This window comes from Mycobacterium sp. 4D054 (assembly GCF_052245755.1).
In the GTDB taxonomy this organism is placed as follows: domain Bacteria; phylum Actinomycetota; class Actinomycetes; order Mycobacteriales; family Mycobacteriaceae; genus Mycobacterium.
On sequence record NZ_JBQQCF010000016.1, the window covers coordinates 72,356 to 85,901 of the forward strand.

The following is a 13,546-nucleotide window of genomic DNA, read 5'->3' on the forward strand; positions in this document are numbered from 1 at the left end:
GACCCAGGCGGCCGGCAAGTCTGTGGTGGACGACTACCAGTCGTCGTCTTCGTCTTCGCTGAGGTCGTGCTCCAGCGGTGCGGGCGCGTTCAATCCGGGCTTGCTGCCACCGCTCCTGCCGCGCTGGCCCAGCATCCCCATCGGTCCGCCGGCGCCCATCCCGGCTCCGGCGCCGACAGGAGCCAGGCCGGCGCCGACGCCCGCACCGGCTCCCGCTCCGACCGACACGGCGTTCATCGTCGGCTGCAGTCCTGAACCGACAAGGTTCGACATCAGTGGGGTCCGCGCAGCAGTACCGCCCGCACCGGGTAACGACGCGGCGCGCACCAGACCCGCACCGGCGGCAGCACCGTTCCCACCGATCGCTGGATGGTTGGAAAACGGTGTGGCGCCCAGCATTCCGATCTGTGCCCCCTTGTCGCCACCGAATCCGCCCATCTGACCGAACAGCGAGGACATCTGCTGAAGCGGCTGCGTCAGCTGCTGGAACGGCTGCGTGACCCCCTGCATCATCTGCTGCGGGACCTGGCCCAGCGTCGAGCCCAACTGGGAGGCCATCTGCATGCCCATCTGCATTCCCTGCTGGGGGGCCTGCTGCAGCAGCTGGCCCTGCTCGGCTTGGGAGCGGCCCGAATTCGCGGCCTGATGCAGTGTCCCTTCGACCTTTCCGGCTTTCTGGTTGAGCTCGTCCAGCTTGCCGATGCTGCTCACCTTGGTAAACGTCGCATTGCGGGCGACGGCGGTCGCCATCCCGGGGGCGGCGCCGGCCAGTCCGGTGGCCAGCGCCGACTCGGCTCCGCCCGGCAGCACGATCGGCTTCGGCGGCGCCACCGGTTCGAAGGTCGAGTTCAGCATGGTCTCGGCCTCATAGGCGGTCATCACCGCGGCCGCCTGGTTCCACATCCGTACGTAGTCAGCCTCATTGACCGCGATCGGGACGGTGTTGACGCCGAGGAAGTTGGTGGCGTTGAGCACCGCGTTGGTGATGTGGTTCTGCTCGATCTCGGGCAACTGCGGGGTGCCGGTGGCCGCTGTGGTCCACGCCGACGCCTGCGCCGACGCCTGGGCGGCCCGTTTGTGCGCCTGCAGCGAGAGCATTCGCAGCCACAACACCATCGGCATCGCCGCGGCAACCGCGCGCTCGCTGCCCATTCCCTGCCACATCTGGGCCAGCGAGGCGAGGCTGGCCGTCAGCTCATCGGCCTGCGTCTCCAGCGAGATCGCGAACGCCTCCCAGCCCGCCGCCGCCTGCAGCATCGGCACCGCACCGGCACCGGCCTGCAGCCGCGACGTATTGATCTCGGGAGGGAACGCTCCCCAGATCGGTGGGATGGGAATGCCGATGGCGGCCATGACTCAGGTTGCTCCGCTCAGATCAGCGTCGCGCCGTTCGCAGCGTCGACGGCCTGATACACCCCGGCGATCTCGATGACGGCGGCGCCCGCGCGCGCGATCTCCTCCTGCGCGAGTGCGTTGATGCCGAGGGTCTGCACGCCTTCGGCAGCGAAGTTCAACGCCGCCGCGGCCGAGACCTCATCAGCCCCTGCCGGGGCGAGCGCACTGACCTCGGCGGTGGCCGCGGTGCCCGTCGCAAGACCCCGCGCGCCGTTCGCGGTGACCTGCCCGCCGACGCCGACAGCACCCGGGTTATGACTCAATGGCTGCATTTGCTGTTACCTCGCTGGTCTAAACACATGGATGTCTTTAGTTGTGGAGTATCGGCACCGATACCCAGCGGGGATGCTTTTTGACCCCCCCGACAAAAATTGCCTTTCGGCTACTCTCCCATTTGCTGGAAAAGCACTTCCCAATATTAACCGCCGTCAGAGAGTGCTCGGAACACTTATTCTTCGGGCGGATCCACATACGCCGCCTGGATCACTTCCTTCACATCCGGTGTCACATAAAACGCCTGGCCAGGGGGCCTTTTCTTGACCACGATCTCGCGGGACGGAAAGTCCTGCTTCTCTCCGGACAGGAACATCGTCGGGGTGCCCGCCCCGTACGCGGTCCCGACGAACTTGTCCATCGTGGCCCGGCTCGCCTGGCTCATCTGGCACGTGACGACCAGGTGCAGACCGATGTCGGCGGCGGCCGGCAGCAACGGCGCCAGCGGGGCCATCGGCGACAGCATGCCGCCGGCGGCGGTGATCATGTGCCAGTCGTCGACCAACAGCACGACGTCGGGTCCGGTCCACCACGACCGCTGCCGCAGCTGCGACGGGGTGAGGTCGGTCGGCGGTAGCCGCTTCACCAGGTTCGACACCAGCGCCCTGATCGACTCCTCCAGCACGCCGTGGTTGCGGTTGATCCCGCCGGCCGGCAGCAGATGGGTCTCAGGCACCGCCTCCAGCAGACCGGACCGATAGTCGGCCACCATGAACCGGACCTGCTGCGGAGTGTTGCGGGCACAGATCGCCCGCGCGATCGCGTGCGCGATGGTGGTCTTGCCGGACTTGGCCGCACCGAAGATCAGGTGGTGCGGGGTGGTGTGCATATGGTTGTGCGCCACCGTGAGGTCCGATTCGCGCACGCCGACCGGGATCGTCCAGCGCGTCCGGTAATCCGCGTCCGGACCGGGCGGGTTCGGATCCAGCTCGTTGAGGTAGATGCGGCTGGGCAGCACCCGCACGCGCGGGGCTTCCTCGGTGTGACGCGCCGCGATCTCCTTGACGGCCGCGGACATCGCGGGGACCAGTCCCTCGGCGCTGTGCACGCCATCCAGCCGGGGCACCCCGATCATCAGGTGGTGCTTCTCGGTCGACACGGCCCGTCCTGGGCGGTTGATCGGGATCTCGCGGGTGATCCGGTCGATCTGGGTCTCGTTGACGTCGCCCAGCCGGAATTCGATCTTGGTGCCGAGGTAGTCGCGCACCCGGGCACGCAGTTCCGTCCAGCGCGGAGTGGAGATCATCGTGTGCACGCCGTAGGCCAGTCCCTGCCCGGCGATGTCCTGCACGGTGGCTTCCAGTTCGGTGAACTCGGCTGCGAACGCCGGCCAGCCGTCGATGACCAGGAACACATCCCCGAAAGGGTCCGCCGACGCCGGGTGATCGGGGTTGTCCCGCATCTGCCGGTAGTCGGCCATGGAGCCGACCCGGTACTCCTTGAACGTCTGCTCACGTTGCCGCAGCACGGCTTTCACCTCAGCGACCACACGGTTGACCCGGTCCGGCTCGGCCCGGGTCGCCACGCCACCGACATGTGGCAGGTCCTCGATGTACATCAGCCCGCCGCCGCCCATGTCGACGCAGTAGAACTGAATCTGGCGCGGGGTGTGCGACGCCGATGCCGAGAGGATGAACGTCTGCAACAGCGTCGACTTACCCGTCTGAGGAGCCCCGCCGATCGCGATGTTGCCTGCGGCGGTGGTGACGTCGATACCCCACACCTCCTGCCGGTGCCGGCGGGGCTCGTCCATGATGCCGAGCCCGATCCGCAACGGCCGCCGCTCGTAGTCGCGCGCGATCAGCTCGTTGACCGGTGTGGGATCGGCCAACGGCGGCAACCACATCCGGTAGGCATGATTCTCACCGGTGGTCAGCTGCTCGAGGACAACTTCGCGCAGCACCTTCTGCCCGGACTCGACCGTCATCAGCTCACCCTCGCATCCATGATCGGCGCCGTGGTGAAGCGGTGGATACGGATGTTTCTGTCGGCATGCGCTTTCGGAGCCTCGTCGTCTCCCGCGCTGACCACGGTGGGCACATACGGATTGCCGGTGTAGACGCTCTGGAACTTCACCGGATCCTCCATGCCGATCCGCAGGAAGCCGACACCGCTCTCCTTGTTGGTGATGTACTGCGCTTCGGGTGTGCCGATCACCGCTTTGGACTCCGCGGAGCTTGTGGTGCGCAACGCGATTCGGTAGGTGAGGTTGGGCTCGAGCTTGTCGATGCGGGTGCCACCGGTGTTCAGCGATTGCGTCGCCAGCAGCAGGTGCACGCGCAGCGACCGGCCGACGCGGCAGATCCGGTCGAACAACCCGATGAAGTCCGGATGGTTCTGCAGCAGTTCGGCGAACTCGTCGACCACCACGAAAAGCGTGGGCAGCGGCGGAAGATCGGCTCCCCGCTCGCGGTGCTTCTCGTATTCGGCGACGCCGGACAGCGCACCCGCCGCGCCGACCTGCATGCCCGCCTGCCGCAGGATGGACTGTCTGCGGTCGAGTTCACCGGTGAGCACCTCACCCATGCGGCTGACCAGCTCGGCTTCTTCCTCCATGTTGGTGACCACCGCCGCGGTGTGCGGCAGTTTCTCCATGCCGAGGAAGGTCGACCCGCCCTTGAAATCGGTGAGCAGCAGGTTGATCTGGTCGGGGTGATGGGTGGCTGCCAGCGACAGGATCAACGTGCGCAGGAACTCCGACTTGCCGGAACCGGTGGTGCCGATGAGCATTCCGTGCGGGCCCGCGCCGAACTCCGCACCCTCCTTGATGTCCAGGTACATCACGTCGCCGGTCTTGAGTTCGTGGCCGAACGGGATCCGGAGCCGGTCCCGGTCGGTGTCGGTGAACATCCGCCAGCGCGCCGGGGTGACCTCCTCGACCGATTGCGCCCCGACGATCTCGTGCCATTCGGTCGCGACCTTCTTCTGCACCCGGGTGCCCTTGTCGATGATCGTCCCGGTGATCGACCACCCTGCCAGCTTGCGGGCCACCCGCTCGGCCTGCCGCGGGGCGATCCCGTCAACCTGACTGGTTACCTGCCGGAACGACGCACCGGGCAGTTTGTCGTCGGCGGTGCCGTCCTCGTTGACCCGGATCCGGTAGGCGGAGCGATGGTTACCGAGCGTGATGACAGTGACGCCGGAGCGCCCGTCCATCGGGAAACCGGCTCTGCCGCCGGTCAGGTCGATGACCACGACGTACGGTCCGCTCGGGGTCGCGTCGGCGGTGTGCGGGCCGCGCGCGGCCAGGTCGCTCAGCGCGTCCGGTCGGGTGAACACCATGCGGGTGGCGCCCGCGGCGTCGGTGTCGGACTGATGCTGCAGGTGGGGCAGCCACTTCAGCCACGCCCAGGCCGGATCCTCGGGGTTGTCGGTGAGCACCCGCATCTGCAACATGTCCGGCGGATGGAACACCGCCAGGTGGCAGATCATCGCGCGGAGCAGCGCCGCCGAGCCCTCGGGGTCACCGCCGATGGCTATCGTCGGGAATGTCTTCAGCTGCACCAGTTTCGGGCAATCGTGAATCAGCCCATGCGTGCGCAGGAACTTGGTCACCCACATGTGGCTGACCGGCTCCAGATGGGGCTGCGGAGCGCCGGCGGGTCCGGCGAGCTCGGCGCCGACCGCGGGCTTGAGCAGCCGGTCGACGGCGGGTTCGGAGCCCAGCCCGATCCTCGTCGCCGCGTAGAAGTCGTGGTTGGACGGTCGTGACCACTGCCGGTGCGTACCGACGATCGACAACAGATCCTCGGGATGCGGCCCGTGATAGTTGAAGAACGTGACCTGAGCCGACGCCGAGGACGTCACCCGGGTGCGCAATCCGGCCAGATAGCGCAGGTACTCCTTGCGGTCGGCGTTGATCTCGGGCACCTTCTTGCCGCCGCTGCCGCCACCGGCCATCAGACCCACCGCGCCCATCACCACCATCAGCGGCATCATCAGCATGTACGGCGAGAAGGCGCGCAGCCCACCGAAGATCAGGATCGCGATCATCCCGAGCATGCAGCCGCCCATCACCCAGGGCAGCGCCTTCTGCATGCCCGACGGCGGGATGTCGACGCCGAGATCTTCGGGCGGGGTGACATTGATCTCCCCGGGCGTCAGACGCGGTCCCCGCTTGATGATCGGGGTGAACTTGCGTGTGGTCATCCTCCGCCTCCAGTGCTTGCGCCCGCCACCGCGGCGTCGCCCCCGGCGCGTCGCGGATTCGGGTTCGGCGGCAACGTGTCGTGCTCCACCAGCGCCGCCTGCTGCGAGAGCACCGGGCCGTCGACCAGCAGACTCACCACCTGCCATGGAGCGGTGCGCGGCGAGGACAGTCCCAGTTTCGCCGCGGTCTGCTCGTCGGGCAGGCCGTAGCGCACCCCTTGCGGATCGATGTAGTAGAGGTTCTCGCCGTAGCGCGGATCCGGCGACTGGAGCCGGATGTACTGCCCGCCGTCGATGTAGACCGTTGCGTCGCCGGTGATCTGGTCGATACCGGAGCGCAGCATCTGCGGGGAGAGCGGAAGCCGACGGCCGGCGATGACCGTCATCTTGGGCGTCTGGTCCCCGGCGACCCGCTGCCAGGCCCAGCACAGCGTCGGAACCTCTTGGCGCGGCAGCATTTCCATCGGCGCGTCGGGCAGCGGGGAGGAATAGACCTGCTCCGGAACGCGGGCAACCGCGCTGGACTCCAGCGTTGGCGGCTCGATCAGCCCATAGGAGTTGGTGGCGCGCAGAGCAGCCGCGGTCGTGTTGTTGACCTTCGCGACACCGTTGGGCAACACCAGGTAGTGCTGTTCGTCGGAGTCGGTCACGGTCACGAATACGGAACCGACCACCAGCACCGGGGGCAGACCCACCGAGTTCGGGGTGCCGCCGGCCGGGATGTCGGGCAACCGCCACGGGCCGGCGTTGGGCAGCGCGTTGAACAAGCCTTCCGAGATCGGGGTGGACCGCGCGGTCACCGGGATGCCCACCGCGGAGGTCACCGCCCGGTCGGCCATGTCGACCAGGTGCCGGCCGCTCGCGGTGACCAGCCAGTCCTGATCTTTGAAGGAGACCAGCATGCCCTGCTCCGGACGCATCGCGGCGACGGACGCGTCCAGCGCCAGCGGGGTGATCAGCACCGAGGACTCCACCGCAGGCGCTACGCTGTCCGGTTTGATAACGGTGTCGCACAACGTCCACTGCGAATCCGGCGACGACGTGACCGGGGTGGCGTACGGCGCACCCGGGATGCCGACGGATTGTCCCTTGGGCATCTTGTCGAGTTCTTCGGACTTGACTGCAACCGGAGTCCGACCCTCGCCGAGGATGAGACGCGCCGAGGTCAGGTTATAGACGGGGCGGAGCTGGCTGCTGTCGGGCAGCACGATGAAGAGCTGGTTGGTGGTGCGGTCTACGAGAAGCGTGTCACCGCCGCGCTTTCCGAGCGGTTTGAAGTATGCGAGCAGCACCGCGCCGACGCAGATCAGCACCGCGAGGACGATTCCGGCCGTCACCGCGCGGCTGTAGAACTGCAACGGATCGTCGAACATGCGCGTATCACGTCGCACGATCGCGTGCTCGACGCGGCGCAGCAGGAACCGCCAGCCGCTGACCTGCACCTTGGTGGTGAGCCGGAATCCCGCCATGACCTACTCGCTGATGTTCATTCGTCCGTGCACCGATGCGATCGCCGCCACCATGTCCTCGCCGTTGATCTCGCTGAGCTGTTCGACATCGAGGGCGTCGAAGTCCAGCGACCGGGCCAGCCGCATGTCCCGGGTCTGTTCGCCGGCCTCCACCAACTGGCGGGCGTACCGCCCGTTGCCCGCCACGTCTAGTGCCGGCTTGCCGCTGGACGTGCTGCGGCTCAGCAGCGTCGCGGCTTCCAGCACGTGCTTGGCCGCCTCGTCGCTCAGGCTCGAATCATTGCCGGCGGCGATCACTCTGGCGATGTCGACGATCTCGTCGGGAGAGTACGAATCGAACTCGATCCGGGTGGAAAAGCGGGACCGCAGGCCCTCGTTGACCTCCAACAGCCGGTCGATGTCGTTGCCGTAGCCGGCGATGATCACCACCAGCCGGTCACGGTCGTTCTCCATCCGGGCCAACAGCGTGTCGAGCGCCTCCGTGCCGAACGGGTCGGTACGGCCGTCGCGTTCCTGCACCAGCGTGTAGGCCTCGTCGATGAAGAGCACCCCGCCCATCGCGCGGTCGATGGTGCGGGCGGTCTTCACCGCGGACTGGCCTTCGTACTCGGCGACGAAATCCTTCCGGGAGGTCTCTACCAGCTTGGGTTCGGCGATCACGCCGAGGCCGGCGAGGATGTTGGCCACCACGCGGGCGATCGTCGTCTTGCCGGTTCCGGGTGGTCCGGTGAAGATCATGTGCTTGGACGCCTGGGCCACCTTCATTCCGCGGGCGGCACGCACTTTCGCCATCTGCGTGGCCGCCCGGTATCGCTCGATCTGCTCCTTGACCCGGGTCAGGCCGATCTGGCGGTCGAGTTCGGCCTGCGCGTCGGCCAGCAGCTTCTCCCGCCCGGAGTTGTCGGCCACCACGCTGGACGGGTCCCACGGGTCCCGCCGCGAGGCGATCTGCTCGGCCGTGGTGGTGGGCAGCCGGTATGCCGGATCCCGCAGCGCCGCAGCCACTTCAGCGGACGGATGGGAGGCCTGCAGCCACTCGAGCAGGCGCACGGCGGCTTCCTCGTTGCCGAGCGCTCGATAGGCCATCGCGGAGTACCACGCGATCGCCTTGTTGCACGCCTGCCCGGCCGGGGCCGAATTGGCCTCCACCAGACGGCGTTCGGCTTCGGTGAACAGGCCGAGGTTGGCCGCGGCCACACCGTGGGCCACCAGCGCGGCTCCGGCGAGGAACTTGTCAGGCCATGCGGTGCCCGCGCTGCGCACCTCGTCGATCACGTCGGTCCAGCGCTGCGCAGCACCATAGATGACCGCCTTGACCCACGCGATCAGATGCTCGCCGCCGGCGGCGGGCGCATCGTCGAGGGCTTCCATCGCATCGGCGTAGTTGCCCAGCGTCGCCTCACTGACCGCGAAGCCCAGCGTGATCGCCAACGGGGAATTGACCGGATAGGTGATGTCGCCGTATATGCCGCCGATCGGAACGCGGGCACCGAGACTGTTCATCGACAGCTCGGCGGTGCCCGCGAGTTGACCGAAGTTGTTGCGGGAGTACCACGCCCGGAACATCGTCACGCGGTCGGTGTCACCGCATCGGATGCGGCCTACCCACGCGTCGCATGCCGCCTCATCAGCGGTGGTGATCTCGGTGAACAACTCCAGTGACCGCGCCTGGGAGGTGGGCAGCAATCCCACCGCGGTCCCGAAGATGCCGGCCAGGTGTTCGGTCATTCGTCACCTGCGTAACGGGTCGTGAACAGTTCGGCGCGGGCCGCCTGTGCCTGTTCGGGAGTGGGCAGATCGAGGTCGCGGGTGAGGAAGTCGCGGGTGGCCACATTGTCGTGGCCCTGCTGCCTCATCCCATCCAACATGAACGTGTACTGGGCGGACCTGGCGTCCTGGGTGGCCAGGCCGGCGATGACGACGATCTCGTCGGCGAGTACCGCTTCGGGGAGCTCCGCGGCCTTCGGCGACAGATCGACCTGGTGCACGCGACCGTCCATGTACGTCGTCACCGTCACGGTGCCCGGCGGATTGGTGACGGTGAAGGTCGGCATCGGGTCGGCGTCAACGGAGGGGTCGAGACCGAACGCGGACAGATCGTCGCCGGGCTCGTCATCGTCTGCCGCGTAGTCACCGAGAATCACACTGAGGTCGGTCTCGCCCTGCGACCGGGCGAGGCTGAAGTCCAGCGCCGCCAGATCGTCGTGCTCCCCGTCGTCGGGGTTCGCGGGCGGAGGGTTGGCCACCGTGTCTGTCGCCTTTCTCAATCCGAGTACGCGTTGTCGAGCGCGTTCTTGTGGTCGAACCACGCCTGGGACGGAAGGAACTGCATCAGGCCGTCGAGGGCTCGCTGCAGGTTCTCCTGGGAGCCGGGGAGGAAGCTTCCGTACAGCTCGCGGCCGACCTGCCGGGGGATGGAGACGATCCGGCCGTGGCCGGAGTCCAGCACGCCGGCGCCCACCCCGGCCTCGGAGTAGGTCCCGCCGGGGTGACGTTCGGTGGCGGTGATCTCCACCCAGCTGTCGGGGTCGGCCGTCGCCTCGGCGTAGATCTTCGCCGACAGCGGCGGTTGCCCGTACCTGCCGATCTGCTCGGCGGTGCGGGCTTCCACGAGCTTGGCCGCGATGCCCGTCAGTGGTTCGACCTGGGCAGGCTCGGCCTCACCGATCACGACGGTCACCATCGCGGCCAGACCGATCTGCGGTGCCACCCGCTGCAGCACGAGCATCTCGTCGTCGCGGGCGGCCACCACGTGGCGCTCGCCTTTCCGGCAGACCACGAAACGGACCATTTTGCCGCCGAGATCCCGGCGCCACCACCGGCAGTCCAGCGTGCGATCGGGACGGCTCAACGCGTCGACCATCGCGGCGACCTCCGGATGTGGATCGCCGTAGGCGGTCAGGATGCCCTGAGCGGTCAGGTCTCGGGTCACCTGATCCCACACGATCTTGCGCTGATCCTCGTAGGGGATGTTGGGCCGGATTCCCAGCGACAGCGGGAAGTCGACCAAGTGCAGCAGGTCGGCGATGACGAGCATCCCGTCGATCGTCACCTCGACACCCACCACATCGTCGTAGTGGGTGGGTTCGCCGTCTCCGAAGAACGGGCTCGCCATCACCGGGGCAGACCGCGCCGGCGGACGGCGGATGCGTGGCCGACGGCGTTGCCGAATTTGCCCGCCGCGTGTTGACCGCCGAACTTAGCCATGGTCTGGTCCCCTTCCCATCGGCAGCGTACCAGCGGTGCAGGACCCCCACGGACACTTTTTTGCTCGCCGCGGATGGACTCAGAGTTCACCCTGAACGGCCCTACAGCAATGGCTACCGATAGCGGGAACTGCACCATTGCCACTCCCGCTAACGTTCGTGGCCAGGGACACGAGGCCGTTCGGATGCACTTGCCGGAGGTCGGCACCGCCCCACGTACAGCCGCACCAGCCGGCGTCAGCCCCTCCCCATCGCAACGTCTATGAGTTTGCTGAAAGTTGCGCACGGTTAGTCTGGTGCGGCGATGCCATAAACACCGAAGAGGAGGCGTGTGGTGACCGACCGCGATGATCTTCGGCGGGACCACCCGACCGATCCCGGCGACCCCGCCGAACAGACCCGGATGATGCCGCCGCCGGCCCCGGCCCGGGCGGCGGATGCGCACCGCCAGCCCACCCCGCCTCGGCCCGCACCGCAGCGTCGAGCCGACGGTCGTCCGCCGCAGCGCCCGCAGGGCTGGGTACCGCAGCCGCCTCCGCTGTCGTATCCCCCACCCGCCGAAGAGCCCTGGACCGCGCCCCAGCCGACGACGTTCGCCGACTGGATCCGCCCCGACGAGCTGGTCCCCGCCCGTAAGACCGCCCCGGGGGGCGGGTGGCGCCGGGCTGTCTACAAGGCCAGTTTCGGACTGATCAACCTCGGCCCGTCACCGGAGGACAAACGCATCGCCGCACTCGAGGCCGTCATCCGGGGCCCGCTGCGCGGCAATTTCAAGATCGGCGTGATGGGCAAGGGCGGCGTCGGCAAGACCACCGTGTCCGCGGCCATCGGATCGGTCCTGGCCGAGCTGCGCCAGGACGTGCGCGTCGTCGCCGTCGACGCGGACACCGCGTTCGGAAAGCTGGGCAGTCGGGTCGACCCGAAGGCGCAGGGATCGTTCTGGGAGCTCGCCGGCGACCAGCACCTCGACACCTTCGCCGATGTCCGGAACCGGCTGGGCTGCAATGCCGCCGGGCTTTTCGTGCTCGCCGGTGAGGGCACCCCGGCGCGCCGTCGGGTGCTCGATCCGGCGATCTACCGTGAAGCGGTCGCCCGCCTCGACCGTCACTTCACCATCTCGGTCATCGACTGCAGTTCCACGATGGATTCGCCGGTGACCCAGGAGGCGCTGCGCGACCTCGACGCGCTGGTCGTGGTGTCCTCGCCGTGGGTCGACGGCGCGGCCGCGGCCGGTCAGACCCTCGACTGGCTGGCCGCGCGCGGCATGACCACCCTGCTGCAGCGCACCGTGGTGCTGCTCAACGATTCCGACGGCCACGCCGACAAGCGCACCAGAAAGCTTCTGACGCAACAGTTCTCTTCACATGGCCAGCACGTCATCGAGGTACCGTTCGACGGGCAGCTGCGGCCCGGCGGGGTGATCGACGGGACGAGTGAGATGTCGGCTCCGACCCGGAAGAAGTTCGTCGAGGTGGCCGCCGCGCTGGCGGGGTACTTTCCCGCGCAGGTCACGCGATCTGGCTGACGAGCGCCTCGATCGCGGCGATGTCGGCGGGCGAGAGAGCTTCGTCGGCCTCGGCCTGCTGGATCGTCTGCTCGGAAACGCCTGCCGCCTGCGCGGTTTCGGCGACCGTGAGGTTGGCCCCGCGCCGAGCCGCGTAGAGCCGCTGTCCGAGCGTGGCCAGCGGTGCACGGGCGGCCCGCAGCATCAGGTCGTCGTACAGGCCGCGCACCGTGCTGAGCGCCTTGATCAACGCCGGTGTCACGCGGCCGATGCGCGCGGCCCGGGCGGCCACCGCTTCGAGCTGCCGGAGATCGGCCAGGATCGCGCTGACCCGGGGCACGAACGTGCTGTCGTCCTCGGGCGGCAGTGACGCCACCGTCGCAGCGAACGCGTTGACGGCGGTGATCACCGCCTGGGCGATCAGCGACACCTCGTCACTGCCGGCCGGGGACCCCGGCGCCGCAGTACCCGGTGCGGCACCGGGCCGCACCGGCTCACCCCGCCGGATCGCGGCGATGGCGCCGGGTGGCCACTGCAGGATCTCCTCGAGCCGCGCCCGGGTCCGCTCCCGTGGCCAGCTGCGTCCCTTCTCGAACGCGATCAGCGCGCCGGCGTTGATGACGCCGTCGGCGGCGAGACTGCGCTGGCTGATGTTCAGTTCGCGCCGGCGGGCCGCGGCCGCCGCGCCGGCCCGGACCATGCCGGGGTCCAACGCACCGGTCGACTCCTCGACCGGCTCGGCGTTCGTCATCACCCGGGTCCCTCAGCTGTGTGATCGGCGCACTCTCGTGGTGCGCGTCGTAGTGAGCAATGTAGTGGCGTACCGGGGCGCCGAACGCGCCGGGGCATGTCCAAACTACATCACTTCTTCGGTCTATACCGCATCAATGCAACAGATTCCTGCCCCTTCTTGCGACGCTCGCTGAGCGGCATTCCTGCTGGAAAATACGGCTAAGTTGACAGAAGGCACCGTGCTCGCGACAGGTAACCGCTGCAGTAACTGTTGCACTGCTACGGTTTGGTCGGTTACGTTGTCCTCCATCGCGGCGACCCCGCCGCAGCGCACAGAGGAGCACAACGATGAACGCAAAGTCGTGGGACGACACGCCGGTCGGCGAGTGCACCAGGGACCCCGAGCGCTGGACCACCACCGCGGACGACGAGGCGAAGGCGATTTGCCGTTCCTGCCCGCGGCGCTGGCTGTGCGCCCGGGAGGCCTGCGAGTCGCCGCGCGCTGAAGGCCTGTGGGCGGGCATCTACGTCCCGGAGGGCGGCCGTGGCCGGACCTTCGCGTTGCGACAGCTCAAGTCGCTGGCCGAGCAGAACGGCTACCCCGTCGGAGAGCGCCGGGTCTATTACGCCGAAAGTGCGTGACGAGCGGCTCGTCCGCCGCCGGGCTCGGGGGGTCGGCGGCGGACGCGGCCCGGAATACATCCGGACGCCCGCCGGTTACATCATCCGACGGTGCCGGGCATGCCCCGGGCCCCATCCACAAAAGTCGCTTCGAGCGACCACTCGCCGAGAGGCGCAGGCGGCACCGTCACCGCCCA

At 68.1% G+C, this 13,546-nt stretch carries 11 protein-coding genes; 2 read left to right on the forward strand and 9 right to left on the reverse strand.

Translation table 11 applies throughout. The features are described 5' to 3' along the window. Nucleotides 1–33: 33 nt before the first annotated feature. From ACTWP6_RS13870 to ACTWP6_RS13905, 8 genes are all read right to left on the reverse strand, one after another. Nucleotides 34–1,353 carry a PPE family protein gene (locus ACTWP6_RS13870; RefSeq protein ID WP_443187990.1) on the reverse strand — a complete coding sequence of 440 codons (1,320 nt, stop codon included), beginning with the start codon at nt 1,351–1,353 and terminating at the stop codon, nt 34–36. Nucleotides 1,354–1,370: 17 nt separating this feature from the next. Further along, the gene (locus tag ACTWP6_RS13875) at nt 1,371–1,667 is read right to left on the reverse strand and encodes a PE family protein (RefSeq protein ID WP_260756212.1); all 297 of its coding nucleotides are present in this window, start codon (nt 1,665–1,667) and stop codon (nt 1,371–1,373) included. A 176-nt stretch (nt 1,668–1,843) separates the two neighbouring features. Beyond that, complete coding sequence (eccCb, locus tag ACTWP6_RS13880) at nt 1,844–3,595, reverse strand: type VII secretion protein EccCb (RefSeq protein ID WP_443187991.1); 1,752 nt, start codon at nt 3,593–3,595, stop codon at nt 1,844–1,846. Beyond that, entirely contained in the window at nt 3,595–5,817 is a 2,223-nt protein-coding gene (eccCa, locus tag ACTWP6_RS13885) for a type VII secretion protein EccCa (protein WP_443187992.1), read from the reverse strand. Before eccCa ends, eccCb begins: the two co-directional genes overlap by 1 nt. Continuing rightward, a complete protein-coding gene (eccB, locus tag ACTWP6_RS13890; protein WP_260756209.1) occupies nt 5,814–7,286 on the reverse strand; it encodes a type VII secretion protein EccB in 1,473 nt (490 codons plus the stop codon). Before eccB ends, eccCa begins: the two co-directional genes overlap by 4 nt. Nucleotides 7,287–7,289: 3 nt before the next feature. After that, nucleotides 7,290–9,014 (reverse strand): type VII secretion AAA-ATPase EccA, encoded by a 1,725-nt coding sequence (eccA, locus tag ACTWP6_RS13895; RefSeq protein ID WP_260756208.1) that lies wholly within the window; start codon nt 9,012–9,014, stop codon nt 7,290–7,292. After that, nucleotides 9,011–9,532, reverse strand: coding sequence for a DUF2694 domain-containing protein (locus ACTWP6_RS13900; protein WP_260756207.1), 522 nt, complete (start codon nt 9,530–9,532; stop codon nt 9,011–9,013). The genes eccA and ACTWP6_RS13900 overlap by 4 nt, the downstream gene beginning before the upstream one ends. A gap of 17 nt (nt 9,533–9,549) precedes the next feature. After that, a complete protein-coding gene (locus ACTWP6_RS13905) occupies nt 9,550–10,401 on the reverse strand; it encodes an ESX secretion-associated protein EspG (protein ID WP_260756206.1) in 852 nt (283 codons plus the stop codon). Between the two features lie 425 nt (nt 10,402–10,826). Between ACTWP6_RS13905 and ACTWP6_RS13910 the strand changes: the two genes are divergently transcribed. Beyond that, complete coding sequence (locus ACTWP6_RS13910) at nt 10,827–12,017, forward strand: MinD/ParA family ATP-binding protein (RefSeq protein ID WP_443187993.1); 1,191 nt, start codon at nt 10,827–10,829, stop codon at nt 12,015–12,017. Here ACTWP6_RS13910 and ACTWP6_RS13915 read toward each other — a convergent pair. Next, nucleotides 12,001–12,747, reverse strand: coding sequence for a helix-turn-helix domain-containing protein (locus ACTWP6_RS13915; protein WP_260756204.1), 747 nt, complete (start codon nt 12,745–12,747; stop codon nt 12,001–12,003). The two genes, ACTWP6_RS13910 and ACTWP6_RS13915, sit on opposite strands and share 17 nt — an antisense overlap. Nucleotides 12,748–13,076: 329 nt before the next feature. Here ACTWP6_RS13915 and ACTWP6_RS13920 point away from each other — a divergent pair, with 329 nt between their 5' ends. After that, complete coding sequence (locus ACTWP6_RS13920; RefSeq protein ID WP_260756203.1) at nt 13,077–13,370, forward strand: WhiB family transcriptional regulator; 294 nt, start codon at nt 13,077–13,079, stop codon at nt 13,368–13,370. Nucleotides 13,371–13,546 lie beyond the last annotated feature (176 nt).